At 71.0% G+C, this 22,800-nt stretch carries 24 protein-coding genes and 1 riboswitch; of the genes, 21 read left to right on the top strand and 3 right to left on the bottom strand.

Translation table 11 applies throughout. From position 1 onward, the window contains the following. Positions 1–141: 141 nt before the first annotated feature. From ABD256_RS03490 to ABD256_RS03400, 19 genes are all read left to right on the top strand, one after another. Positions 142–1,200: a zinc-dependent metalloprotease gene (locus ABD256_RS03490; RefSeq protein ID WP_344413273.1), complete on the top strand. Its 1,059-nt coding sequence runs from the start codon at positions 142–144 to the stop codon at positions 1,198–1,200. Then, on the top strand, positions 1,197–2,171 hold the full coding sequence (gene tilS, locus ABD256_RS03485) for a tRNA lysidine(34) synthetase TilS (RefSeq protein WP_344413271.1): 975 nt from the start codon (positions 1,197–1,199) through the stop codon (positions 2,169–2,171). The genes ABD256_RS03490 and tilS overlap by 4 nt, the downstream gene beginning before the upstream one ends. 3 nt (positions 2,172–2,174) lie before the next feature. Beyond that, on the top strand, positions 2,175–2,729 hold the full coding sequence (gene hpt, locus ABD256_RS03480; RefSeq protein ID WP_344413269.1) for a hypoxanthine phosphoribosyltransferase: 555 nt from the start codon (positions 2,175–2,177) through the stop codon (positions 2,727–2,729). Positions 2,730–2,898: 169 nt separating this feature from the next. After that, positions 2,899–3,267 carry a hypothetical protein gene (locus tag ABD256_RS03475; RefSeq protein WP_344413267.1) on the top strand — a complete coding sequence of 123 codons (369 nt, stop codon included), beginning with the start codon at positions 2,899–2,901 and terminating at the stop codon, positions 3,265–3,267. A gap of 22 nt (positions 3,268–3,289) precedes the next feature. After that, entirely contained in the window at positions 3,290–4,609 is a 1,320-nt protein-coding gene (locus tag ABD256_RS03470; protein WP_344413265.1) for a hypothetical protein, read from the top strand. A 1-nt stretch (position 4,610) separates the two neighbouring features. After that, the gene (locus ABD256_RS03465) at positions 4,611–5,405 is read left to right on the top strand and encodes an ESX secretion-associated protein EspG (protein WP_344413263.1); all 795 of its coding nucleotides are present in this window, start codon (positions 4,611–4,613) and stop codon (positions 5,403–5,405) included. A gap of 73 nt (positions 5,406–5,478) precedes the next feature. Beyond that, on the top strand, positions 5,479–6,321 hold the full coding sequence (locus ABD256_RS03460; protein ID WP_344413261.1) for an ESX secretion-associated protein EspG: 843 nt from the start codon (positions 5,479–5,481) through the stop codon (positions 6,319–6,321). Between the two features lie 284 nt (positions 6,322–6,605). After that, complete coding sequence (gene ftsH, locus ABD256_RS03455) at positions 6,606–9,011, top strand: ATP-dependent zinc metalloprotease FtsH (RefSeq protein WP_344413259.1); 2,406 nt, start codon at positions 6,606–6,608, stop codon at positions 9,009–9,011. Continuing rightward, the gene (gene folE / locus ABD256_RS03450) at positions 9,001–9,606 is read left to right on the top strand and encodes a GTP cyclohydrolase I FolE (protein ID WP_344413495.1); all 606 of its coding nucleotides are present in this window, start codon (positions 9,001–9,003) and stop codon (positions 9,604–9,606) included. Before ftsH ends, folE begins: the two co-directional genes overlap by 11 nt. 35 nt (positions 9,607–9,641) lie before the next feature. After that, positions 9,642–10,442, top strand: coding sequence for a dihydropteroate synthase (gene folP, locus ABD256_RS03445; RefSeq protein WP_344413493.1), 801 nt, complete (start codon positions 9,642–9,644; stop codon positions 10,440–10,442). After that, positions 10,439–10,819, top strand: a complete 381-nt coding sequence (gene folB / locus ABD256_RS03440; RefSeq protein ID WP_344413257.1) for a dihydroneopterin aldolase — start codon at positions 10,439–10,441, stop codon at positions 10,817–10,819. The genes folP and folB overlap by 4 nt, the downstream gene beginning before the upstream one ends. Next, positions 10,816–11,307 carry a 2-amino-4-hydroxy-6-hydroxymethyldihydropteridine diphosphokinase gene (gene folK, locus ABD256_RS03435; protein ID WP_344413255.1) on the top strand — a complete coding sequence of 164 codons (492 nt, stop codon included), beginning with the start codon at positions 10,816–10,818 and terminating at the stop codon, positions 11,305–11,307. Before folB ends, folK begins: the two co-directional genes overlap by 4 nt. A 216-nt stretch (positions 11,308–11,523) precedes the next feature. Next, on the top strand, positions 11,524–11,985 hold the full coding sequence (locus tag ABD256_RS03430) for a DUF3180 domain-containing protein (RefSeq protein ID WP_344413253.1): 462 nt from the start codon (positions 11,524–11,526) through the stop codon (positions 11,983–11,985). Positions 11,986–12,054: 69 nt separating this feature from the next. Further along, complete coding sequence (locus ABD256_RS03425; protein ID WP_344413251.1) at positions 12,055–13,875, top strand: DUF6779 domain-containing protein; 1,821 nt, start codon at positions 12,055–12,057, stop codon at positions 13,873–13,875. A gap of 41 nt (positions 13,876–13,916) precedes the next feature. After that, the gene (locus ABD256_RS03420) at positions 13,917–15,086 is read left to right on the top strand and encodes a PrsW family glutamic-type intramembrane protease (protein ID WP_344413249.1); all 1,170 of its coding nucleotides are present in this window, start codon (positions 13,917–13,919) and stop codon (positions 15,084–15,086) included. A gap of 130 nt (positions 15,087–15,216) precedes the next feature. Next, the gene (locus ABD256_RS03415; RefSeq protein WP_344413491.1) at positions 15,217–16,113 is read left to right on the top strand and encodes a Rossmann-like and DUF2520 domain-containing protein; all 897 of its coding nucleotides are present in this window, start codon (positions 15,217–15,219) and stop codon (positions 16,111–16,113) included. 9 nt (positions 16,114–16,122) lie between these two features. After that, on the top strand, positions 16,123–17,067 hold the full coding sequence (panC, locus tag ABD256_RS03410; RefSeq protein ID WP_344413247.1) for a pantoate--beta-alanine ligase: 945 nt from the start codon (positions 16,123–16,125) through the stop codon (positions 17,065–17,067). A 13-nt stretch (positions 17,068–17,080) separates the two neighbouring features. Then, positions 17,081–17,578, top strand: coding sequence for an aspartate 1-decarboxylase (panD, locus tag ABD256_RS03405; protein WP_344413245.1), 498 nt, complete (start codon positions 17,081–17,083; stop codon positions 17,576–17,578). Positions 17,579–17,598: 20 nt separating this feature from the next. Next, complete coding sequence (locus tag ABD256_RS03400) at positions 17,599–18,387, top strand: type III pantothenate kinase (RefSeq protein WP_344413243.1); 789 nt, start codon at positions 17,599–17,601, stop codon at positions 18,385–18,387. Here ABD256_RS03400 and ABD256_RS03395 read toward each other — a convergent pair. Both ABD256_RS03395 and ABD256_RS03390 read right to left on the bottom strand, forming a co-directional pair. After that, entirely contained in the window at positions 18,384–18,698 is a 315-nt protein-coding gene (locus tag ABD256_RS03395) for a DMT family transporter (RefSeq protein ID WP_344413241.1), read from the bottom strand. The two genes, ABD256_RS03400 and ABD256_RS03395, sit on opposite strands and share 4 nt — an antisense overlap. A gap of 48 nt (positions 18,699–18,746) precedes the next feature. Beyond that, a riboswitch (guanidine-III (ykkC-III) riboswitch) is annotated at positions 18,747–18,808 on the bottom strand. A 41-nt stretch (positions 18,809–18,849) separates the two neighbouring features. Continuing rightward, a complete protein-coding gene (locus ABD256_RS03390) occupies positions 18,850–19,620 on the bottom strand; it encodes a class I SAM-dependent methyltransferase (protein WP_344413238.1) in 771 nt (256 codons plus the stop codon). Between the two features lie 115 nt (positions 19,621–19,735). Here ABD256_RS03390 and lysS point away from each other — a divergent pair, with 115 nt between their 5' ends. Continuing rightward, positions 19,736–21,244 (top strand): lysine--tRNA ligase, encoded by a 1,509-nt coding sequence (lysS, locus tag ABD256_RS03385; RefSeq protein WP_344413236.1) that lies wholly within the window; start codon positions 19,736–19,738, stop codon positions 21,242–21,244. A 160-nt stretch (positions 21,245–21,404) separates the two neighbouring features. Continuing rightward, on the top strand, positions 21,405–21,752 hold the full coding sequence (locus ABD256_RS03380; RefSeq protein ID WP_344413234.1) for a histone-like nucleoid-structuring protein Lsr2: 348 nt from the start codon (positions 21,405–21,407) through the stop codon (positions 21,750–21,752). Positions 21,753–21,945: 193 nt separating this feature from the next. Here ABD256_RS03380 and ABD256_RS03375 read toward each other — a convergent pair whose 3' ends face one another. Then, positions 21,946–22,716, bottom strand: a complete 771-nt coding sequence (locus ABD256_RS03375; protein ID WP_344413232.1) for a DUF6597 domain-containing transcriptional factor — start codon at positions 22,714–22,716, stop codon at positions 21,946–21,948. Positions 22,717–22,800: the final 84 nt, after the last annotated feature.

Below are 22,800 nucleotides of genomic sequence, written 5' to 3'. Positions count from 1 at the left end.
CCCCTGGGCCCTCTGAATTTGCGATGGCAGGGCGCCAACGCACCCAACCGGCGGGTCGACCTGGAAGCCGCGCCCTGGCAGCGCAAATTCTGACGACCGATAAACAACACAGACCGATAAAAAAGACAGTACTTTCGAGGGATGAGCACCAAGACCGAGGGCAGGCCGATCGTCGACTGGTCGCTTGCCGCGTCGACTGGAGCGTTCCTCGCGCGTGGCGGGCCGTCGGTGCCGCGTGACGAGGCGGAGCGCGCGGTCGTCGAGCTGCGTGATCTGACCGCCGACGCGGAGGCGCACGTACGGGAGCTGACCGGGCTCGGCGCGGGGTTGCCGTTGTTGCCAGGGACGGTGGTGGACCGGCCCGGCTGGGTGCGGTCGGCGGCGGCGGGGCTGGACGCGCTCACCGGCAAGGCGCTCGGTGACGTGCAGCGCGGGCCGTTCGCGCCGGTGCTCGCGGGTGGCGCCGGGGTGCAGACGGGTGTGGTGCTGGCGTTCCTCGCGTCGCGGGTGCTCGGCCAGTACGACCCGTTCGGGGGTGACGACCGAGAGGGCAGGCTGCTGCTGGTGGCGCCGAACGTGGTGACCGCGGAGCGCGCGATGGACGTGCCCGGGACCGATTTCCGGCTGTGGGTGTGCCTCCACGAGTGCACGCACCGGCTGCAGTTCACCGCGGTCGGCTGGCTGCGGGACTACTTCGCCGACGAGGTGGAGCGACTGGTCGGCGGGCTGACCGGCACTGAAACCGATGGCATCACGGAGCTGGTGACGAACCTGCCGGAGACGCTGCGGCAGGCGAAGCGGGCCAAAGCGGAGGGGTCGCTCGCGCTCGCCGATCTGCTGCAGTCGCCGAAGCAGCGCGAGGTGTTCGACCGCCTGCTGGCGCTGTCGACGCTGCTCGAGGGGCACGCGGACTACGTGATGGACGCCGTCGGCCCGAGCGTGGTGCCGTCGGTCGAGACGATCCGCACGCGGTTCACCGCGCGCCGCAACGGCGGCAGCCTGCTGGACCGGCTGCTGCGGAGCCTGCTCGGCGTCGACGCGAAGATCCGCCAGTACGCACAGGGCGCCGCGTTCACCAGGGAGGTGGTGGACAAGGTCGGCATGAGCGGGTTCAACGCGGTGTGGACCTCGCCCAACACGCTGCCGACCCGCGCCGAGATCTCGGCTCCGGAGAGCTGGGTGCGCCGGGTCCACGGGTGAGCGGCGCACCGCATCCAGCGGTCTCCCGAGTCCGCAAGGCGGTGCGGGACCGGCTGACCGACCCGTCGTGGCCGCCGGGCGAGGTGTTCGTCGCGGTGTCCGGCGGCGCCGATTCGCTCGCGCTCGCGGAGGCAGCCGCCTTCACCGGGCGCCGGCTTCAGCGCGCAGTTCGCGGGCTAATCGTCGACCACGGCCTCCAGGACGGATCGGCCCGAATCGCCGCGACGGCCGCGAAGAAGGCGAAGGAGCTGGGCCTCGACTCGGCGGAGGTGCTGACGGTCGAGGTCGGCGAGGCAGGCGGGCCGGAGGCGGCGGCGAGGAAGGCGCGCTACGCGGCACTGCGGTCGGCCGTACCGCCCGGCGCGCTGATCCTGCTCGGGCACACCCGCGACGACCAGGCCGAAACCGTGTTGCTCGGCCTCGGCCGCGGCTCGGGGCCCCGCTCGGTGTCGGGGATGCGCCCGCTGGATCCGCCGTGGGGGCGCCCGCTCCTCGATGTGCCTCGCGAGACGACGGTCGCGGCGTGCGCGGCACTGGGCGTGACGCCGTGGGAGGACCCGCACAACATCGAAGCCCGGTTCACGCGGGTCCGGCTTCGCCACGAAGTGCTGCCGCTGCTCGAAGACGTCCTCAACGGCGGCGTCGCGGCCGCACTCGCGCGGACGGCGGCGCAGCTACGAGAGGACAGTGAGGCATTGGACACACTCGCGCGGGGGATAATCGCGGAGAACGGCCAGCTCGACGTGGGGGACCTGGAGCCGTTGCCGTCCGCCCTCCGGCGCCGTGCCCTGCGCCGATGGCTCCTGGATGCGGGTGTCCGCGAGCTGACGGACGCGCATCTGCGGTCGGTGGACGCGCTCGTCGGCCGCTGGCGCGGACAGGGGGGTGTGTGGCTGCCGGGCGACTTGGTGGCGCGGCGGGCGCATGGCAGGCTGAGCGTGCTTCCCGCACCCACCACCAAAGGGGACTGACCCGTGTACGAAGGCGAGATCGCCTCCGTGCTCGTTACCGAGCAGCAGATCAACGACAAGATCGCGGAGCTGGCCGCCAAGGTGGCCGCGGACTACCCCGAGGACGGCGGACGTTCGGACCTGCTGCTGGTCGGCGTGCTGAAGGGCGCGGTCATGTTCATGACCGACTTCGCCCGCGCGCTGCCGATGCCGGCGCAGCTCGAGTTCATGGCCGTCTCCTCCTACGGCTCGGCGACCTCGTCCTCGGGCGTGGTGCGGATCCTGAAGGACCTCGACCGCGACATCGCGGGCCGCGACGTCCTGATCGTCGAGGACATCGTCGACTCCGGCCTGACGCTGTCGTGGCTGCTGAAGAACCTGGCGAGCCGGAACCCCGCCTCGCTCGAGGTGTGTTCCCTCCTGCGCAAGCCGGAGGCGGTCAAGGTCGACGTGCCGGTCAAGTACATCGGCTTCGACATCCCGAACGAGTTCGTCGTCGGATACGGCCTCGACTACGCGGAGCGCTACCGGGACCTGCCCTACATCGGCACCCTCGACCCGAAGGTCTACTCGTCCTGAACCTCTGGACGCTCACCGCGGTTCGGGAGAAAATCACTGGTGGCGGGTTTGGCGGCCAGGGAACCGTGACTACGCGGAACGCGTCATAGGCGGGACTTCGGTGCGTTAACCTATGCGAAGAGGGAGCCGCGTGCCCGGCGCGGCGGTACTTGGGGCAGGAGAGGGACAGATGGGGACGAACAGCTCGGCGGACGCCAGTGCGTTCCGTACGGCCGCTCTGAACGGCCAGATCGGCGTCGATCCGGATGCCGCGCAGACCGTGCTGAACAAGATCCGCAGGGGCAAGGACGCCGTGGAGAACCTCCTCAACGGGTCGAGCTCGCTCGCGGAGGCGCCGAAGCTGGGCGCCAACCCGGTCGGCCAGGCCATTTCGGCCAAGTTCTCCCAGCGCGCCGACGGCGGCGGCGACTCCTACAAGCAGGCGCTGCGCAACCTCTACACCCAGTACGACCAGGCCGAGCAGGCGATCGTCGCGGCGATGGGCCACTACAAGCAGATCGACGACGACAGCGCCCGCGCGCTGCGCGGCAAGGCCTGAGACGGCGGGGGGACGGGAAGTCATGGCTAAGCACAGCAGCGAAGAATCCAGCCCGGCACCGGGGTCCGGTGTCCCGCTCGGGGACGGCGGCGACAGCGTCGCGATCGTCCAGAACGCCCGCAACCGGTCCGACGGCTTCGACATCGGCGAGGACCGGGCCATCGGCGCGCTGCCGAACTGGGACTCCCAGGGCAGCACGCAGCTCTACCAGGGCGCGACGGTGAACAACGACCCGTCGACGGCGGAGAGCACCGGGCACGCGTGGACCGGTCACGGCAAGGAACTGCACCAGGCCGCGAACGACCTGTACAACGCGATCTCCGAGCTCGGCTCGGTGTGGGTCGGCCAGGGTGCCGCCGCCGCGCAGGGCACCCTCGTCGGCATCGCGAACTCGAGCTCGCAGGCGGGCGAGGCCGCGCACTCGATGGGCACCAGGCTCGCGCAGCAGGCCGCCGCCGCGGCCGAGGTGAAGAAGATGCCCGCACCGAAGGAGTTCGACCCGCAGGCGTCGATGACCGCGATGCTGGCAGGCGGCCCGGCGGCGATGATCGCCGACCAGAAGGCCCAGTACGACGCGGCGAAGGACGTCAAGGCGCAGCAGGTCGCCTACTTCAACGCCTACACCAAGTCGATGTCCGAAGTGGACAGCACGACGCCGAGCTTCGGCCCGGAGTCGCTCGGCCTCCCGCCGCACCTCGGCGGCGGGCGCGGCAACTCGGCCAACGTCAGCGCCGCTCACGTCACGGGCGCCCACCTCGGTGGCGGTGCGGGCACCGGGGGCGGGGGCACGTTCGCGCAGAACCCGCCGCTCGGCACCGGCGGCGAAGGGCAGTACACCACGCAGGCCGGTTACCAGCCGCCCGCGCCGCACGGCCCCGAGGCAGGCGCCGTCTCCGGCTCCGGTTCGGCGCACGCGCCGGCACCCGCGCCGAACTCCGGCGGCAGCACCGGCCAGCAGCTCGGCCTCGCCGGTATCGGCGGTGGGCTCGGCCTCGCCGCCGGGCGCACGCTCGCCGCGGGCAACCGCAGCGGCAGCACGAAGCAGAAGTCCGGCGACGAGACCTCGGCCTCGGCGGACAACCAGCAGGGCAACAGCGCGACCGCGAACGCCCCGCAGGGCCCCGCCGTGGTCTCGCCGGCGGGCACGATCGGCGGTGGCCAGCAGCAGGGCATGGCGCCGATGTCGCCCGGCATGGGCGCACACGGGGCGCACGCCGAGGATGACGAGGAGCACACGCACGCCTCGTTCTTGATCGAGCCCGACCCCGACGACGCCTTCGGTGCCAACCAAGCGACCCCGCCGCCGGTCATCGGTGCCTGGAGTGACGACGAGGAAGGCTGACGTGGGGCCGGTCTTCCTGACTCCGGTCGAGCTCGACTTCCTCTGGGAGGCGCACGGCGCGGGCGAACTGCCCTACCCGTTCGAGGTGCGCTCGCACGGTGCCACCATCGAGGAGCGGGACGTCCTGCGCCGGGACACCCTCGCCGGGCTCGGCGCCCGCAACCTCACCGACGAGCGCGGCAGGATCGATCCGTACATCGAGGACTCCTTCGGTGTGCTCGCCGCGCCGGACGTGAGCCTCGACGGCGTGCACATCACGGCGCCGAACGCGCGTCCGCTGCTCGCGGTGGCCTCCGCGCTGGGCAGCCAGGGGCTGCTGCTGGTGCAGGACGACCGCGGCTTCCACTTCAACCCGATCCCGCCGGACGGGCTGGCGACCGCGATCATCTCGCTGCTGCCCGGTGTGCCGAGGGGCACCGAGAAGTCGATCACGGTGCCGCTCGAGCAGCTGATGTCCGCGTCCGGCGCGGACTTCCTGCAGCGGCGCGGGCCGGTGCGGCCCGACGGCAGGGCGAGCGCCGACGAGGACCGCAAGGCGCTGGCGCGGCTGCACGCGCAGCCGCGCCTCCGCGGCGGCCAGATCGGCGCCAACGCGCGCAACCGGATGGGCGGCAGGTCGAGGTCGCCGGTGCTGAGCTGGTTCGACACCGACACCGGCCGCTACTTCACGCAGGCGAGCCGGGGCCACGACCGGCGCGACTGGATCACCATCGCACCCGCGGACGCGGCCACGCTGCGCCAGCGGCTCGGCGAAATGCTGTCCGGTGTGGTGAACTCCGCCGCGGCACCGCTGTGACGGATCGGGCATTCCGCCGCTACCGTGACCGGATGGCGATGTTGTTCCCACCGACGGCGAGAGGGGCCCTGGTGTGAGCGCGCAGGAGTTCTTCACGCCCCTGTCGTTCGACTTCCTGTGGGAGGCGATGGGGATCGGTGAGCTGCCCTACCCGCTTTCGGTGCGCTCGCACGGCGCGACCGAGGACGAGCGGTCGATGCTGCGGCAGCGCGCGCACACCGAGTTGAAGGCGCGGGGCGTCCGTGACGCCTACGGGCGGCTCGAACCGCACGTCGAGGACTGGCTGACGGTTCTCGCGCGGCCGGTGCTGAGCATCGACGCGCTGCACATCCCGGAGTTCCAGCAGCCCCCGGTGTCGATACTGGCCGCGACCGACGGCAAGACGGGTGTGGTGGCGATCCAGGACGCCGACGGCATCTGGATCAGGCCGGCCTTCGCCGAAGGGCTCGCGTCGACCGTCGTCGACCTGCTGCCCGCCGGGCCGAGGGGCACCGAGGCGTCCATCACGCTGCCGCTCGAGGAGGCGCTGCACACCGCGCCGATCCGGGTGCCCGCGCGCACGGCCGCCGCGCCGGAGGAGGCGGGCAAGGGCAAGCGCCGGGAGCGTTCCGCGGGCAAAACGCGCCAGTCGCTGACCGACAAGGTCACCGCGAACCCGCGCGAGGCGTACGGGAAGCTCGCCGGCCAGCCGAGGCTGCGGGGCGGTCAGCTCGCCGCGAACAGCCGCAACCCGCTCGGCGGGAAGAAGCGGTCACCGGTGCTCGGCTGGTTCGACACCGCGACCGGCCGCTACCTGAGCCTTTCGAGATCGGGGACCGACGGCCGGGAGTGGGTCACCGTGTCGCCCGCGGACGCCAAGACGCTGCGGACCCGGCTCGGCGAGATGGTCCAGCAGGTGGGCACCGACACGCGGTGAGCTCCGGCACGCCAGCGGCGGGGGCGCCATCAGGCCCGTGACCTGCACCGGGCCGAGCGGGTCCGGATTCCGCCCGACGGCGGTTGACGGCTCGTGGCGGCGGCGGGGAACCTGCATCGGCGACCGACCGTTGACCTGCGGGAGGCTCGGGCAGGTATCCGCTCCACCCGAGCGGTACCCTGGTGGGACGGGTTCGCCCCGCGTCGCCAGTTGTCAACACCATGACGGCGGATGTCACATCTACCGCCTAACCAGGGAGGGTCGAGGCCACACGGCCGAGTCGTATGGACCGGAAGCGCGTGCTCAAGAACCCGCTGCTGTGGATCGTGGCGATTGTGCTGCTGTGGGTCGCGGCCAGCCAGCTCTTCGACAGCGATCGCGGATTCACCCAGGCACCGACCTCGCTGGCGATCCAGCAGATCAAGGCTGGGAACGTCAAGGAAGCGAACATCGAAGACAAGGAGCAGCGGCTCAAGCTGCAGCTCACCAACAAGATCGATGTGGACGGCCAGCAGGCCGACCAGATCATCGCCGAGTTCCCCGCGCTGGCCGCGGACCAGATCTACGGCACGCTCCTCGACGCCAAGAACGGCACCGCGGCGCTGAAGTTCAACACCACCGTCACGCAGTCGAGCTGGCTCAGCCAGATGCTGATCATGGCGATCCCGCTGGGGCTGCTGCTCCTGCTGCTGATGTGGATGATGAACAACGCCCAGGGCGGCGGGAACCGGGTGCTCAACTTCGGCAAGTCGAAGGCCAAGCAGCTCAACAAGGACATGCCGAAGACCACCTTCGGTGACGTCGCGGGCGCGGACGAGGCCGTCGAAGAGCTGTACGAGATCAAGGACTTCCTGCAGAACCCGGCGCGCTACCAGGCGCTCGGCGCGAAGATCCCGAAGGGCGTGCTGCTCTACGGGCCGCCCGGCACCGGTAAGACGCTGCTCGCGCGCGCTGTCGCCGGCGAGGCGGGCGTGCCGTTCTACACGATCTCCGGTTCCGACTTCGTCGAGATGTTCGTCGGTGTCGGCGCCTCCCGGGTGCGCGACCTGTTCGAGCAGGCCAAGCAGAACGCGCCGTGCATCATCTTCGTCGACGAGATCGACGCGGTGGGCCGCCAGCGCGGTGCGGGCCTCGGCGGCGGGCACGACGAGCGAGAGCAGACGCTGAACCAGCTCCTCGTCGAGATGGACGGGTTCGACGCGCGGGGCGGCATCATCCTGATCGCCGCCACCAACCGCCCGGACATCCTCGACCCGGCGCTGCTGCGCCCCGGCCGGTTCGACCGGCAGATCCCGGTGTCCGCGCCGGATATGCGCGGCCGCCAGCGGATCCTCGAGGTGCACGCCAAGGGCAAGCCGATCGCGCAGGGCACGGACCTGTCCGGGCTGGCCAAGCGGACCGTCGGGATGTCCGGCGCGGACCTCGCGAACGTCCTCAACGAGGCGGCGCTGCTCACCGCGCGCCAGAACGGGCACGTGATCACCGACACCGCGCTCGAGGAGTCGGTCGACCGCGTGGTCGGCGGGCCCGCGCGCAAGAGCCGGATCATCTCCGAGAAGGAGAAGAAGATCACCGCCTACCACGAGGGCGGGCACGCGCTCGCCGCGTGGGCGATGCCGGACATCGAGCCGGTCTACAAGCTGACGATCCTGCCGCGCGGCCGCACCGGCGGGCACGCGCTCCTCGTCCCCGAGGACGACAAGGAGCTGATGACCCGCTCCGAGATGATCGGGCGGCTGGTCTTCGCGATGGGTGGCAGGACCGCCGAAGAGCTGGTGTTCCACGAGCCGACCACGGGCGCGTCCTCGGACATCGACCAGGCGACCAAGATCGCCCGCGCGATGGTGACCGAGTACGGCATGAGCGCGCGGCTCGGCGCGGTGAAGTACGGCCAGGAACAGGGCGACCCGTTCCTCGGGCGTTCGGCCGGCCGTCAGGCGGACTACTCGCACGAGGTCGCGCACGAGATCGACGAGGAGGTGCGCAAGCTCATCGAGACCGCGCACACCGAAGCGTGGCAGGTGCTCAACACCTACCGCGACGTCCTCGACGAACTGGTCATCGAGCTGCTGGAGAAGGAAACGCTCACCCGCAAGGATCTCGAGCGGATCTTCGCCTCGGTCGAAAAGCGGCCGCACATCACCGTGTTCAACGAGTTCGGTGAGCGCACCCCGTCGAACAAGCCGCCGATCAAGACGCCCGGCGAACTGGCGATGGAGCGCGGCGAGCCGTGGCCCCCGCCGTCGGAGGAGAAGCCGGTCCTGCGGCCGGAACCGACCCCGGTCGGCACCGCGCCCGGCGCGGGCGACCTGCCAGGCGGGCCACCGCACAGTGCGAACCCGGAGCCTCCCGGCAACCCTTACGCGCCGCCCCCCGGTGGTGGCTACCCGCCGAACGGCCGCCCCAACGGCGGCGGCCCGAACGGCGGTGGCCCCAACGGCACGGGGCGCTGGCCGCAGAACTACGGCAGCCCGCAGCAGGGCCAGGGCGGCCCGCCGAACTACGGCGCACCTCCCGGGTGGCGCCCGGCGACTTCGCCGGGGTCGCGGCCGGGGCAGCAGCAGCCGTGGCGTCCCGAGGGCGAGCAGCAGCAGCCGCCGCCCGGCGGGCCGGGCTGGTTCGCCGAGGGCCAGGAAGACCGTCGTCGCGAAGGCGGCAAGGACGACCAGGACGGCAGCCATCGCCAGTAGCGGCCCGGTCCCCGATCCGGGGCCGGTGTTCGATCAGGACAGGGCCGAGAAGGCGGTGCGTGAACTGCTGCTCGCGGTCGGGGAGGACCCCGACCGCACCGGGCTGCGGGACACGCCCGCCAGGGTCGCCCGCGCCTACCGCGAGATGTTCGCGGGGCTGTACGAAGAGCCGGACCACGTGCTGGACCGGACCTTCGACGAGTCGCACCAGGAACTGGTGCTGGTCACCGACATCCCGCTGTACAGCTGCTGCGAACACCACCTGGTGCCGTTCCACGGGGTGGCGCACGTCGGGTACATCCCGAACAGCCAGGGCCGCGTCACCGGGTTGTCGAAGCTCGCCAGGCTCGTAGACCTCTACGCCAAGCGCCCGCAGGTGCAGGAACGGCTGACCTCGCAGGTGGCGGACGCGTTGATGCGCAAGCTGCAGCCGCGCGGCGCGATCGTGGTGATCGAGGCCGAGCACCTGTGCATGGCGATGCGCGGCATCCGCAAGCCGGGCGCCCGCACCACGACCTCGGCGGTGCGCGGGATGCTCCAGACGTCGGCGACCTCGCGCGCGGAAGCGATCGAGCTGATCAGGAGCCGTCGGTGACCTCCGCGCTGCCGTCACCGGGGCGCTGCGTCGTGATGGGCGTGCTCAACGTCACCCCGGACTCCTTTTCGGACGGTGGCAGGTATCTCGACTTCGGCGACGCGCTCGCGCACGCGCGCCGGATGTGCGCGCGCGGCGCGGACATGATCGACGTCGGCGGCGAATCGACGCGGCCCGGAGCGTCCCGTGTGGACGCACGCGTCGAGCTGGAGCGGGTGCTCCCGGTGATCAGGGAGCTGTCCGCGGAGGGCATCGCGCTGTCCGTCGACACCACCAGGGCCGAGGTCGCCGCGGCCGCGCTCGACGCGGGCGCCCGCGTGATCAACGACGTGTCCGGCGGGCTGGCCGACCCGGACATGGCGAAGGTGGCCGCCGCGGCGGGCGTGCCGTGGGTGCTGATGCACTGGCGGGGGCACAGCAAGGACATGAACGCGCTCGCCGCCTACCGCGACGTCGTGCGCGACGTGCGCGCGGAACTGGGCGCGCGGGTGGACGCGGCGATGGCGGCCGGCGTCGAAGCGGACGCGATCGTGCTCGACCCCGGGCTGGGGTTCGCGAAGCGCGCCGAGCACGACTGGGCGCTGCTGCACGGGCTGGACTCCTTGCTGGAACTCGGCTTCCCGGTGCTCGTCGGCGCGTCCCGCAAACGCTTCCTCGGCCGCCTGTTGTCCGATGTAGACGGTAACCCGCGTGAGCCGGACGGGCGCGAGACGGCCACCGCCGCGGTGTCCGCGCTCGCCGCGGCCGCGGGCGCCTGGGGTGTCCGCGTGCACGAGGTCGGCGCGTCACTCGACGCCGTCGCGGTGGCGTCGGCATGGGAACGGGGAGCACCATGAGCGGAATCGAAGACACCAGCGGGGATCGGATCACGCTGACCGGGCTGCGCGTGTTCGGGCGGCACGGCGTCTTCGAGCACGAGAAGCGCGACGGCCAGGTCTTCGTCATCGACGTCACGGTGTGGCTCGACCTGACCGCGGCCGCGGAAACCGACGACCTGCACCAGACCCTGCACTACGGCGAACTGGCCGAGACGACCGCCGGGATCGTCTCCGGGAAGCCGTTCGACCTGATCGAGTCCGTCGCGGGCGCGGTCGCGGTGAAGGTGCTCGAAGACGAGCGCGTGCGCGCGGTCGAGGTGACGGTGCACAAGCCGTCGGCGCCCATCCCGCTCACCTTCGACGACGTCGCCGTCACGGTCCGGCGCGAGCGGTGACGCGCGCGGTCCTGTCGCTCGGCTCGAACCTCGGGGACCGGCTCGGGTTCCTGCGCTCGGTGGTCGACGGCCTCGGTGCCCACCTGGCCGCGGTTTCGAGCGTCTACGAAACCGCGCCGTGGGGCGTGGAAGACCAGCCGGACTTCCTGAACGCGGTGTGCGTCGTCGACGACCCCGCCCGCGACGAGTGGGCGTGGCTGCGCACCGGCCAGGCGTTCGAGCGGGCCGCGGAACGGGTCCGGGAGCGGCGCTGGGGCCCGCGCACCCTCGATGTCGACATAGTGACCGTCGAAGGGGTGCGCTCGGCCGACCCCGCGCTGCTGCTGCCCCATCCCGGCACCCCGGACCGGGCGAGCGTGCTCGTCCCCTGGCTCGAGATCGAACCGGAGGCAGAGCTGCCCGGCCACGGCCCGGTCGCCGCCCTGCTGGCCGCGCGCCCGGAAGCCGACCTGGCAAGCGTGCGGCGAACCACCCTGACCCTCCGCTGACCCACCCGTCCCGCCTGCCCGGGCCGCCGGGCGCGTTTAGCCCGCTAAACGCGACCGGCGACGCGAACCGGCGCCGAGGTGCCGTCGCGCGCAGTTAGCGGGCTAAACGCGCTCAGCGGCCACCGGGGAGCCGGTGGGGCCGACGGCTCGCGGGCGCGGCCGGGTGGCGGCGAATCCGGCCGGACATGGCGAGCGTCACACGCATACGGTGGGGCCATGCATTTCACGCGGCCCCGGGAGCTGCTCGTGGCGGGCGTGCTCGGCCTTGTGGTCGGGTACCTGCTCTTCCAAACGGCCTACGGGTCCCTGCCTCGAATGCCGCTCGCGGCCGGGGCGGCGCTCTTCGTGCTCGCACTGGTCGAGGTCGTGCTGGCCTTCTCGATCCGGGCGCGGATCAAGGCCGGACGTGTGATGGGCGCCATCGCGATCGCCCGCTCGGTCGCGCTCGCGAAGGCGTCTTCGCTGCTCGGAGCGCTCATGCTCGGCGGGTGGCTCGGTGCCATCGCCTACCTGCTGCCCAAGCGGTCGCACCTCGCCGCGGCCGCGTCCGACACCACCAGCGCCCTGCTCGGCGCACTCGGCGGGCTGCTGCTGGGGGCCGCGGCGCTCTGGCTCGAACACTGCTGCCGTACACCCGACCGGGGTGATAGTGATCGCCCCGGTGGGGTGACCGGTTAACGCGGAGAAACCACCGCTCGAAGTACCGACTAGGTCTCAGACGGGTTACTAGAAGGTACGGTGTTGGGCATGACTGGCGTGGGTGACGACTCGCGCGGCCGCCTTACGGGTAGGTCGTGGCTTGTCGCCGGATTGCTCCTCGCCGTCGGCTCCACGCTCGCCCTCGTGCTCAGTGACGACGCGCGCCTGCTCAGGCTCGGCATCGTCGCCGCACTGTGGGCCGCACTGCTCGGCGCCTTTCTCGCCGTCAGGTACCGCAAGCACGCGAGTGCCAGCGAGGACGCCGTCGCGCAGGCGCAGGAACTGTACGAACTGGAGCTCGAACGCGAGATCGCCGCGAGGCGTGAGTTCGAGCTCGAAGTCGAGGCCGAAGCGCGTGAGCGTGCGGATGACGACGCTCGCGAGGAGCTCGACGCGCTCCGCGTCGAGGTGAGCGCGCTGCGCGAGAGCCTGCAGACGCTCTTCGGCGGCGAAGTGCTGTACGAGCGCGTCGCGCTGACCGCGCAGGCGACCCGCATGCGCTCCCTGGAAAAGCAGCGTGTCGTGCAAGGTGCGAATGGCAAGCAGATCGCCGCGTCCAGCCACACGCCCAGCCAGAACGGCCACGGCGAGCAGAACGGCGCCGAGGTGCCGGACCGGCCGACCGAGCTGATCGACCGCGTCATCGAGCGCGCGAACGGGATGGAACAGCGCCGCCCGCCGAAGCCCGCCGAGAAGCCGAAGCAGAAGCCGTCCAGGCCGGAGCCCGAGGCCGACGCCGGACCGCCGACGCGGCGAGTCCCGAAGCCCGTGCGCGTCACCCCGAGCACGCCGCCGAAACCCGCTCAGCAGCCCGCACGGGCCGAGCCCGCGCCGCGCAAGCCGGAGCCCGCACCCGCCGAGCCCGAGTTGACCAGGCCCGCGCTCGATCACATCGAGCGCGGGAAGCCTGCCGCACGGCCGTCCCGCGCGCCGGAGCGCCAGGCGCCCGCGGCGAACTCCGAACCGGCGAGGCCGAAGGCGGCCGATCTGGTCAAGGGCCTCGAGGCCGAATGGACCCCGTCCTGGGAGTCGAAGGACCGTCCGGTGAACGACCTGTCCGCCGCCTTCCCGGCGAGGGGGGCCGAGTTCGGGCCCGCCACGAGGCGTTCCCATCCCAACGGCGCCGGGAACGGTTTGCCCGCTAAAAGCGCCGAGGCCCCCAGCGGGACCGGGGCGTTCGCGACCGGGGAGCCCAGCGGGCGTGACCTGCCCCCGGCACGGCAGGGAAGGCACCTGCCCGCCGAGGCGTCCAAGCCCGCGATGCCGCCCGCCCGGCCGAACCCGCCCAAACCCGAACCGGCCAGGCAGGAACGCCAGGAGCCCGCACGGCAGGCACCGGCGCAGCAGCCCGAGCCGATGCCCTCGGGCCGTTTCGAGCAGCCGCGCCGGCCCGAACCCGAGCCCGCGCCGTCGAGGCCGTCCCGGCACGGGTCGCACACCGCCGAGCCCGCCGCCGCGAGCGCGGCGGAGGAACCGAGGCCGAACCCGACGCTGCCGCCTTCGGCCCGCGAGATCCAGGAGAGCCGGTCCGGCGGGCGCAGGCGCCGCGCGGAGGACGACGACGTGCAGGCGGCCGGCTCCGCCGCCGAGAACACCGGGGGCAGGCGCCGCCGTCCCGACGGTGAGCCACCCGCCTGGGAGGCCCCGGACACCAACGGGTCCCGTCACTCGGGCAGCCACGCCAAACCGGACGACGCGAACGGCTCCGGCCGCCGCCGCGCCGCCGAAACGCACGGCAGTGGTCACACCCCGCAACCGGAGTCCTCCGGCTCGCACGGTTCGGGCGCCGGTCGTTCGGTCACGGAGTTGCTCGCCGCGCACGGTTCCGGCGAAACGGCCCCGCGGCGCAGGCGCCGCGCCGAAGACTGAACCGGGTGCACGTAGGGTTACCGGGCGTGAGGGGATCCGACGTGCAATTCGGGAACACACGACGACCGCGCCGCATCACCGTCCTGCTGCCCTTGCTGGGCCTGGTCGTGCTGGCGGTGTGCGGGCTGCTGCTGCTCGGCCTCGCCACCGTCCGGGTCGGCGTCGGCCCGGCGATGATCGGGGTCGTCGCGGCGCTGGTACCGGTCGCGGTCGTGGTGCCGGCGCTGCTGTGGGTGGACCGGTGGGAGCCGGAGCCCGCGAAGCTTCTTCTGCTGGCGTTCGCCTGGGGCGCCTGCTTCGCCACGATCACCGCGCTGCTGATCAACAACACCGCCGAGGCCGTCGGTGACCTGCTGCTCGGCAGCGGCAACGGCAGCAAGTTCAGCGCGGTGGTGTCCGCGCCGCTGGTCGAAGAGGCCGCGAAGGGCGCCTTCGTGCTGTTGGTGCTGTGGCGGCGCGCGGGCGAGTTCGACGGCGTGATCGACGGGATCGTCTACGCCGGGTTCAGCGCCACCGGCTTCGCCTTCACCGAGAACATCTACTACTTCGGCCGCGCGTTCGCCGAGAACGGCTTCGGCGACGGGTCGAACCCCGGGGTGCTCGCCGCGTTCGTCCTGCGCGGCGTGCTTTCCCCGTTCACGCATCCCCTGTTCGCGGTCGTCTTCGGCATCGGGATCGGCGTCGCGGCGCGCACCAAGAGCCCGGTCGTGCGCTGGCTCGCGTCGCTCGGGGGCTACCTCGGCGCGGTCGCGCTGCACGCGCTGTGGAATTCGGCCGCGGTGCTCGGCGGCGCGAAGACGTTCCTGAACGTGTACTTCCTGATCATGGTCCCGATGTTCATCGGGGTGGTGATGCTGATCATGCTCAACCGGCGCCGCGAGCAGCGGATCGTCGAAGCGGCGCTGCCGGGCATGGCGGACGCGCGGTGGATCGCGCGGTCCGAGATGGGGCTGTTCGCGAGCCTCGCCGGTCGCCGGAAGTGGCGGCAGCAGGCGCGGAAGCAGTCGGGTCCGGCGGCGGCGAAGGCGGTCGCGGCCTACCAGTCCGCCGTCACCGAGCTCGCTTTCCTGCTGCGCGGCGACGTCCCGAAGCCGGACAGCGAGCAGCGGCGCGGTGAGCTGCTGGACACGCTGCGCGCTTCCCGCGCCGAAGCGGTTCGCCTTGCGTCCGCGAACGGTGACTCCCCGCGCAGGGGGTCCCAGGACGGGTGAAGCTGGTCATAAACCCCCTCCCCTCGTGCGCGGACGGGAGCTACTCTCGCGCCGTCGTCCGGTACCCACGACGAGCGGGACTGGAACGAGTAGGGAGTTCGCAATCATGAGCGATCACGCCGGCCCCGCGATGTTGCGCCCGGCGCGGCTGGCCGTCGGCGTGGTGTCGGCAGGCAGGGTGGGCAGCGTCTTCGGCGCCGCGCTGGCCCGTGCCGGGCACACCGTGGTCGCCGCATCCGGGATCTCGGCGGCGTCACTGGCCCGCGCCGAACGAATGCTCCCCGACGTGCCGCTGCTGCCGCCGGACGAGGTCGTGCGGCTCGCGGACCTGGTGCTCCTCGCGGTCCCCGACGACGCGCTCGAAGGGCTCGTCCGCGGTCTCGTCGCGACGGGCTCGATCCGCGCGGGCCAGATCGTGGCGCACACCTCCGGCGCGCACGGCATCGCGGTGCTGGCGCCGGTGGCCGAGGCGGGCGCGCTGCCGCTCGCCCTGCACCCCGTGATGACGTTCACCGGCCGCCAGGAGGACCTGGAGCGGATCGCCGCGTGCAGCGTCGGCATCACCGCGGCCGACGGCGACGAAGCGGCCTGGAACGTCGGCGAAGCGCTGACGATGGAGATGAGCGCCGAGCCGGTCCGCGTGCCGGAGCAGGCGCGCGGCCTCTACCACGCGGCACTCGCCCACGGCGCGAACCACCTGGTCACCCTGATCGCGGACTGCGCGGACGTGCTGCGCCGCGCCGGTGTCGCGAACGCCGAGCGCGTGCTGGGGCCGCTGCTGTCGGCCGCTCTGGACAACGTGCTGCGCCACGGCGACCGCGCGCTGACCGGCCCGGTGGCCCGCGGGGACGAGGGCACCGTCCGCAAGCACCTTGCCGTGCTGGCCGAGAACGCGCCCGAGGTCGCGCCGTCGTACCGCACGCTCGCCGGGCGGACGGTGGCGCGCGCGACCGCGTCCGGGATGCTCGGCGCCGGCGCCGCGAACGAGATTTCCCAGCTGCTCGGCGAAACCCGCCATGACCACTGAAGGACGATCATGACCCCGCCGACCCCCCAGCGCATGTCGACCGCGCCGAAGTTCACCCGCGGCACGCTCAACACCTACCGCGCGCCAGCCGACCTGACGAGGGTGACGGCCGCGCTGCACAAGGTGGGCCGGAAGGTCGCGCTGGTGCCCACCATGGGCGCGCTGCACGCCGGGCACCGCGAGCTGCTGCGGCGCGCCAAGCGGCTGCCGAACACGGTCGTCGGCGCGTCGATCTTCGTGAACCCCCTCCAGTTCGGGGAGGGCGAGGACTTCGAGGCGTACCCGCGTCCGCTGGAGGCGGATCTCGACGTGCTCGGCGAGACCGGTGCCGAGTACGCGTTCGTCCCTTCGGCCGAGGCCCTCTACCCCGAAGGCGCGGCGGTGACCGTGCACCCGGGCCCACTCGGCGACGAACTGGAAGGAACAGTGCGGCCGGGGCATTTTTCGGGAATGCTCACGGTGGTCGCGAAGTTGCTCAACATCGTGCGCCCCGACTACGCCTTCTTCGGGGAGAAGGACTACCAGCAGCTCGTGCTGGTGAAGCGGATGGTGCGCGACCTGAACCTGGACACGCGGGTGATCGGCGTGCCGACGGTGCGGGAGTCCGACGGGCTGGCGTTGTCCTCGCGCAACGTCTACCTGACCGGGGAGGAACGGCAGGACGCGGTGGTGCTCTCGGCGGCGCTGGCGGCGGGAGTGCACGCCGGCCGGCACGGAACGGGTGAAGTGCTGGCCGCTGCCGGGCGGGTACTGGCGGCACGCCCCAAAGTGGAGCTCGACTATCTCCAGGTCAGGGGAACCGATCTGGGGCCGGCGCCCGTCGAGGGTGAGGCACGGTTGCTGATCGCGGCCAGGGTGGGGCGAACCCGGCTGATCGACAACGTTCCGCTGCTGCTCGGCCAGGCGGCCGTGCAGGGTGTGGAGCGGTCCGAACACCAGGACGCAGGGGCATGAGAGGGAGTCCGAGATGTACCGCACGATGCTGAAGTCGAAGATCCATCGGGCCACCGTGACGCAGGCCGACCTGCACTACGTCGGCTCGGTGACGGTCGACGAGACGCTCATGGAGGCGGCCGACCTGCTGCCGGGTGAGCAGGTGTCCATTGTGGATGTCACGAACGGCGCGCGGCTCGAGACCTACGTGATCGCGGGCGAGCGCGACAGCGGCGTGCTCGGCATCAACGGCGCCGCGGCACACCTGGTGCACCCCGGCGACCTGGTCATCCTCATCTCGTACGGGCAGATGGACACCGCGGAGGCGGCCGCGTACCAGCCGCGCATCGTGTTCGTCGACGCCGACAACCGCGTCGCCGACTCCGGCACCGACCCCGCGCACGCGCCGGACGGATCCGGGCTGATCAGCGGCACCGTGACCCTGCCCGCGATCGAGGGCGACACCGCGTACCCGGTCGCCGAGACCGTCGACGCGGCACGCCTCGACGCGCTCCTCCACGCGGAGGGCTGAGCGAGCCCGGAAGGGGTTAGATGCTCCTCACGATCGACGTCGGCAACACGAACATCGTGCTCGGCCTCTACGAAGGCCGAGGTGACTCGGCGAAGCTCCGCCACGACTGGCGGATGCGCACGGACGCCCAGATCACCGCCGACGAACTCGCGTTGACGATGCGCGGGCTGCTCGGCGAGTACGCCGGAAAGGTCACCGGGATCAGTGCGCTGTCGACGGTGCCGGCGGTGCTGCGCGAACTGCGCGTGCTGCTCGGCCGGTACTACGCCGACGTGCCGAAGGTGGTGGTGGAGCCCGGCGTCCGCACCGGGGTGCCGCTGCTGGTGGACAACCCGAAGGAGGTCGGCGCCGACCGGCTGGCCAACACCCTCGCCGCGCACCATCTGCACCCGACCGCCTGCGTGGTGGTCGACTTCGGCACCTCGACGAACATCGACGCGATCTCCGCGAAGGGCGAGTTCCTCGGCGGCGCGTTCGCACCCGGCATCGAAATCTCCGTGGACGCCCTCGCCGACAAGGCCGCCGCGCTGCGGAAGGTGGAGCTGGTGCCGCCGAGGTCGGTGATCGGCAAGAGCACCGTGGAATGCCTGCAGTCCGGCATCGTCTACGGGTTCGCGGGCCAGGTCGACGGCCTGGTGAAGCGGATCGTCGCCGAGCTGACCGGCGGCGCCGACGTGCCGGTCGCGGTGCTCGCGACCGGTGGGCTGGCGCCGCTCGTACTGTCCGAATCGGACACCATCACCGAGCACGTGCCCGATCTGACCCTGCTCGGCCTCAGGCTGGTGTACGAGCGGCACATCCGCGGTTAGTGCAGGACCTTGAGTCCCACCACGCCGGCGACGATGAGCACCAGACAGGTGATCCGGCCTGCCGAAACCGGGTCGCCGAGCGCGACCATGCCGTACACGGCGGTGCCGATGGCGCCGATGCCGACCCACACCGCGTACCCGGTGCCGATCGGAATGGTCCGCATGGCGTAGGCGAGACCGCCCATGCTCAGTACCAGCGCACCGCCGAACAGCAGCGTCGGCGACAGTTTGGAGAAACCCTTCGACGCGCTCAGCGCGGCGGCCCACACGGTTTCGAGCACACCGGAGAGAACGAGAACGAGCCACGACATGACGAGCCTTTCGCAGTACCCGCCGGCACGGGGATCGTGCCGGTGTGTGCTGCGCCGTCTTGTCCTGACCGGGTACGACGCGCTCGTCCGGGGCGGAACGCCACCACTTCCGAAGGTAGCACCGGGGAGGCGGGGAAACGGGTGATGTTCCTTACCGGCGCTCCGCGCGAATGACCGTCGTCACCAGCGGCAGCTCGAATTCGCCGTCCGCGGTCTCGGGGGTGTCGCGGAGGAATTCCCGGACCTTCGCCAGCGCGGCCGCGCGCTCGGCACCGGTGGCGACGAGAAAGCGCGAATGCGTGGCGACGGTGGCCGTGAGTGTTTCCGCTGTGCGGCGGTGCGCGTGCGGAAACCGGGCGCGGTCGAACGGGTGGAATCCGGGATGCTCCGGAAGCGGGCGGCTCGCGTCGGCCCATCCCCTGCTGACCCCGGTACGGACGAGTGCGGAGAATGCGGCGACCCACGGCACGGATTCGTCGTCGTGGTTCCACAACGCGGCCACCGTGCCACCCGGTCGCAGTATCCGGGCGATCTCGGTGAGTGCGGAGGAGACGTCGAACCAGTGAAATGCCTGGCCCGCGAAAACCGCGTCGACACTGTTGTCCGGGAGCGGAATCCGTTCGGCCGTACCCGGGTACGCCTCGACGGCGGGCAGCCGCCTGGACAGTTCGGCCCGCATTCCGTCGTCCGGTTCGACCGCGATGACGGTTACCCCGCCGAGCGATAGCAGGTTCCCGGTAAGTTTTCCGGTTCCGGCGGCGAGATCGAGAATTCTTCCGCGGCCGCCCCCTGGCAGTCCCCACTCGAGAGCGGCGACGGGGTAATCGGGACGGTGCTCGGCGTAAGCGGCGGCTTCGGCGCCGAAGGAACGGGAACGCGCCGCGCGCAGTTCCGCCGCTGAATCCGGTATGGACTCGGTCACGTCTTGATCGTAGTTCAACGCGAATGGCGGCCTTGTGAACCGGCGCGGGCATGGGTAAAACGGGCTTGGGTAATCCGGTTGCCACACCTACCGGGGTGGTTCGTACCCTGTGCGCATGACCGAGAATCCCGCCGCTGACGGCGCGCCGACCGATGACCTGCCGGAACAGATGCGGGTGCGGCGGGAAAAGCGCGACCGGATCCTCGCCGAGGGTATCGATCCCTACCCGGTCGAGGTGGCGAGGACGCACACGCTCGCCGAAGTCCGCGCGGCCAACGACGGCCTGCCCGCGGACACCGCGACCGGTGAGCGGGTCGGGGTCACCGGGCGCGTGATGTTCCTGCGCAACACCGGGAAGCTGTGCTTCGCCAGCCTGCGCGAGGGCGACGGCACCGAGCTGCAGGCCATGATCAGCCTGGCGAAGGTCGGCGAGGACGCGCTGACCGCGTGGAAGTCCGATGTCGACCTCGGCGACCACGTTTTCGTGCACGGCGAGGTCATCACGTCCAAGCGCGGCGAACTGTCCGTGATGGCGGACGGCTGGCGCCTCACCTCGAAGTCGCTGCGGCCGCTGCCGGTGATGTACAAGGAACTGGCCGAGGAAACCCGGATCCGCCAGCGCTACGTCGACCTGATCGTCCGGCCGCGGGCCCGTGACGTCGTGCGGACCAGGGCCGCGGTGATGCGCTCGCTGCGCGACTCGTTCCACCGCCGCGGTTTCACCGAGGTCGAGACCCCGATGCTGCAGACCCTGCACGGCGGCGCGGCGGCCAGGCCGTTCATGACCCATTCGAACGCCTTCGATCTCGACCTTTACCTGCGGATCGCACCGGAGCTCTACCTCAAGCGGTGCGTGGTCGGCGGGATCGAGAAGGTCTTCGAGATCAACCGGAACTTCCGGAACGAAGGAAGTGACTCGTCACATTCGCCCGAGTTCGCCATGCTGGAGTTCTACGAGGCGTATGGGACTTATGACACGGCCGCGGTCATGACGAGGGAACTCGTGCAGGAGGCCGCCGACGCCGCGTTCGGCACCCAGATCGTCACTCTCGCCGACGGAACCGAGTACGACCTGTCCGGCGAATGGACGACGCTGAAGATGTACGAGTCCCTATCGGAAGCCCTCGGTGAAGAAGTCACACCGGAGACTTCCGCGGCGAAGCTGCACGGCTTCGCGCAGGCCCGTGCACTCGAGGTCGACCCGAAGCTCACCCACGGCAAACTGGTCGAGGAACTATGGGAACACCTCGTCGGTGACCATCTGTCCGAGCCGACATTTGTCCGTGATTTTCCGATCGAGACCTCCCCGCTGACCAGGCAACACCGCAGTCAGGAGGGGGTGGCCGAGAAGTGGGATCTCTACGTGCGGGGATTCGAACTCGGCACCGGCTACTCGGAGCTGATCGACCCCGTTGTCGAGCGGCAAAGGCTCACCGAGCAGTCCCGCCTCGCGGCGGCCGGTGATAGCGAAGCGATGCGCCTTGACGAAGATTTTCTCCGGGCTCTGGAGTATGGAATGCCGCCCAGTGGCGGGGTCGGAATGGGTATCGACCGCTTGCTGATGGCGCTGACCGGGCTCGGTATCCGGGAGACGATCCTCTTCCCACAGGTTCGGCCCGAATAACCCCGAAGAGTGAGCATCGGGCTTTCGTGACGCGGGTAAACCCAATCGAGATTTGCGTTTAGTCGCGATGGCGGGTATCAATGTCCCCAGACAATGACTTCTTGTCGGGGGCTCACCGCCCCTGCCTGATCATTCGCCAGGCCTATGCAGGAGGAAACTGATGGCACAGAAGGTGCTCGTCTCACTCGTCGACGACCTCGACGGTTCCGAGGCGGAAGAGACCGTTGAGTTCGGTTTGGATGGCGTGAGCTACCAGATCGATCTCTCGTCGGACAACGCGGAAGAATTGCGCGACGCGCTGGCCCAGTATGTCGAGCACGCGCGCCGCGCCGGTGGCCGCAAGCGCTCCGGTGCGCGCCCCTCGGCGAAGGCCGTCGCCCGCCCCGCCACGGTCGATCGTGAGCAGAACCAGGCCATTCGCGCCTGGGCGCGCAAGAACGGCTTTGCCGTCTCCGACCGCGGGCGCATCCCGTCGGAGGTCGTGGACGCCTACCACAAGAAGAACTGACCGCGGTCTCGCTTACCGCCCGCACGGCCGTTTGTTCGAACAAAGGTGCCTTGTCGAACAAAGCGGCGGCGCCGGCGGGTACTGGCTTGACGGCTTGGGTTTGGGACGGCCTGCTTTGTGAAGGCTTGCGTTGTGATGGCTTGCGTTGTGATGACACAGGGCCGCCGGGAGATCCTCCCGGCGGCCCTTGTCGTTAGCGCGTCCCCGGTGCGGGCGGGGAGAACCCGAAGTCGCCGACGAAATGAGCTTGATCGGTGTAGCCGAGTTCGGCGGCCAGCAGGCCGAAGTCCCGGTTCTCGTCCATCGCCGCCCGTCGTGCGGCATCGGTGAGCCGGTACGCCCTGATCGCCCACTTAGGACTCGTGCCGACGTGTTCGGAGAACAGCCGCTGCAGCGTGCGCACGGTCACCCTGGTCGCCGCGCTCAGCTGGTCCACTCTGGTGATCGACGGGGTGCCCGCGATGGTTTCCACGATGCGCACCGCGCGGCGCGCCTGCCTCGTGAGCGGGGGCACGCTCCGCCGGAGCAGCCGGTCCACCGCCGTCACCATTTCCTCGTCGGTGCCCGCCCGCTGGACTTCGGCGGCCGTGCCCTCCGCCTCGTCACCGAACACGGCCGAGAGCGGGATCGCGTGGTCGGCGAGCTCCGAGACGGGGCCGGGCAGGTAGGCGCGGAAGGTGCCGGGCCGGAAGCGCACCGCGAGCCCCTGCCCCGAGCCGGTCAGCAGGTGCGAGAGCGTGCCGTGCGAAGGGCCGACCACTCCGGTGTTGCCGGCGAAGAAGCTCGCGTAGACCGCGATGGTCGGCAGGGCGTGCTGAGCCTGCGGCTCCTGGCCGCGCAGGTTCCAGCGCACCAGCCAGTAGTACTCGACGAACTCCCGCAACTCGGCGGCGGGCAGCTTGCGGGCGACGGCCACGTTCGCCGTCCCCAGCGCCTCGCCGGTCGCTCCCCTGGTGATCCGCACCCGTCAAAGGTTATGAGCGGAAGCACTGGTCTGAGCCAGTTGTAATCGTGCCGTCACCTGGGAACCCGTGGTCCGCACTCTCCG

This window comes from Amycolatopsis minnesotensis, from assembly GCF_039529815.1.
Taxonomy (GTDB): domain Bacteria; phylum Actinomycetota; class Actinomycetes; order Mycobacteriales; family Pseudonocardiaceae; genus Amycolatopsis; species Amycolatopsis minnesotensis.
The sequence above is the reverse complement of the archived record's forward strand: the minus strand, read 5'-3'. Positions and strand labels throughout refer to the sequence as shown.

Bases quoted from the DNA above. Each gene is read 5' to 3' on its own strand.
- ABD256_RS03490 (WP_344413273.1), top strand. From the start codon at position 142: ATGAGCACCAAGACCGAGGGCAGGCCGATCGTCGACTGGTCGCTTGCC.
- ABD256_RS03475 (WP_344413267.1), top strand. From the start codon at position 2,899: ATGGGGACGAACAGCTCGGCGGACGCCAGTGCGTTCCGTACGGCCGCT.
- ABD256_RS03470 (WP_344413265.1), top strand. From the start codon at position 3,290: ATGGCTAAGCACAGCAGCGAAGAATCCAGCCCGGCACCGGGGTCCGGT.
- ftsH (WP_344413259.1), top strand. From the start codon at position 6,606: ATGGACCGGAAGCGCGTGCTCAAGAACCCGCTGCTGTGGATCGTGGCG.
- folP (WP_344413493.1), top strand. From the start codon at position 9,642: ATGGGCGTGCTCAACGTCACCCCGGACTCCTTTTCGGACGGTGGCAGG.
- folB (WP_344413257.1), top strand. From the start codon at position 10,439: ATGAGCGGAATCGAAGACACCAGCGGGGATCGGATCACGCTGACCGGG.
- ABD256_RS03430 (WP_344413253.1), top strand. From the start codon at position 11,524: ATGCATTTCACGCGGCCCCGGGAGCTGCTCGTGGCGGGCGTGCTCGGC.
- ABD256_RS03425 (WP_344413251.1), top strand. From the start codon at position 12,055: ATGACTGGCGTGGGTGACGACTCGCGCGGCCGCCTTACGGGTAGGTCG.
- ABD256_RS03415 (WP_344413491.1), top strand. From the start codon at position 15,217: ATGTTGCGCCCGGCGCGGCTGGCCGTCGGCGTGGTGTCGGCAGGCAGG.
- panC (WP_344413247.1), top strand. From the start codon at position 16,123: ATGACCCCGCCGACCCCCCAGCGCATGTCGACCGCGCCGAAGTTCACC.
- panD (WP_344413245.1), top strand. From the start codon at position 17,081: ATGTACCGCACGATGCTGAAGTCGAAGATCCATCGGGCCACCGTGACG.
- ABD256_RS03400 (WP_344413243.1), top strand. From the start codon at position 17,599: ATGCTCCTCACGATCGACGTCGGCAACACGAACATCGTGCTCGGCCTC.
- ABD256_RS03395 (WP_344413241.1), bottom strand. From the start codon at position 18,698: ATGTCGTGGCTCGTTCTCGTTCTCTCCGGTGTGCTCGAAACCGTGTGG.
- lysS (WP_344413236.1), top strand. From the start codon at position 19,736: ATGACCGAGAATCCCGCCGCTGACGGCGCGCCGACCGATGACCTGCCG.
- ABD256_RS03380 (WP_344413234.1), top strand. From the start codon at position 21,405: ATGGCACAGAAGGTGCTCGTCTCACTCGTCGACGACCTCGACGGTTCC.